The 1,165-nt window shown below is 43.9% G+C and carries 1 protein-coding gene; it reads left to right on the forward strand.

The window, feature by feature from the left end:
* Positions 1–929: formate/nitrite transporter family protein (locus AB4496_RS27025; protein ID WP_372133003.1), on the forward strand; the 929-nt coding region annotated here is incomplete at its 5' end.
* Positions 930–1,165 lie beyond the last annotated feature (236 nt).

Genomic DNA, 1,165 nt, shown 5'->3' on the forward strand with positions numbered 1-1,165 from the left:
TACTAGTGTGTTTAGCAATTTGGTTAACGTTCAGCTCAGCTAACGCCATGACTAAAGCAATGATGACCGTATTACCCGTTGCAATGTTCGTTAGCTCAGGCTTTGAACACTGTGTGGCGAATATGTTTATGGTTCCATTAGGCATCACAATTCAAGCATTCGCACCAGAGAGTTTTTGGATGCAAATTGGCGCAACATCAGCCCAGTATGCAGACCTGAACATCATGAAATTTGTCACTGCAAACTTAATACCAGTGACATTCGGCAACATTGTAGGTGGTGCGGTATTGGTCGGCTTAGCCAATTGGAGTATCTACCGTCGCCCGCAGCTTAAAGCGGCAAAAATTACAGCAATAACTCAAACAACAGAAATTACGTCAGTTAAGGAAACCACTATGAACACTACAACTACTATCAAGCAAATCATGAACACTCAACCAATTACACTGAGCGTAGAAATGCCTACTTCAGTGGCGATTGATTCACTTTTAGATGCTCAACTTGTTAGCGCTCCTGTTTGCGATGTTGAAGGCCGCCTAGTAGGTATCCTCTCTGTTCACGACGTAATGGTTGACCTTTGGTGCCAAGACTACATTCCGACTAAAGGTCAGAAAGTGGTAGACCTAATGAGCCGTGACGTAGTGGCTATTGATGCAAACGACAAACTGGTCGATGTTGCTGAGTTCCTATGTATCGATAAAGAACAACTGTACCCGACAACAAGCATGGGCTATGCCACTCGCCTGACCTCTCTTTCTTTAGAAGAGCGTGCAAAAGCGATGAAAGTAAGCCAACCACATATGCTTCCAGTGCTAGAAAATGGCGTAATGGTCGGTGTGATGACTCGTACTGAAGTTATGCAAGCACTACGTCCAATCTATGGCGACCGCCTAAACGTGGTTCCAAAGGCTGAACTAGAAACGGCTTAACTAGCGACTGTTTACAAAGCAAGCGTTTCATTAGAAACAAAGTAACGAATCGTAGGCTGAACTATTAGGGATTAGTCGTTCAGCTAGATAACTCAGTCATTGCAACGTTGACTGGCAGAGGTAAATGGTGGCTTAAGACGCAGTAAAAGGTTTGACACAAAACAGACCTAAACGCGTGGCCATTTACCTCAATAAAAAAGGCGCAAAGTGAAAACTTTGCGCCTTTCTCTATATTC

The sequence above is a fragment of the Vibrio sp. 10N.222.46.A1 genome, assembly GCF_041473595.1.
In the GTDB taxonomy this organism is placed as follows: Bacteria; Pseudomonadota; Gammaproteobacteria; order Enterobacterales; family Vibrionaceae; genus Vibrio; species Vibrio tasmaniensis_A.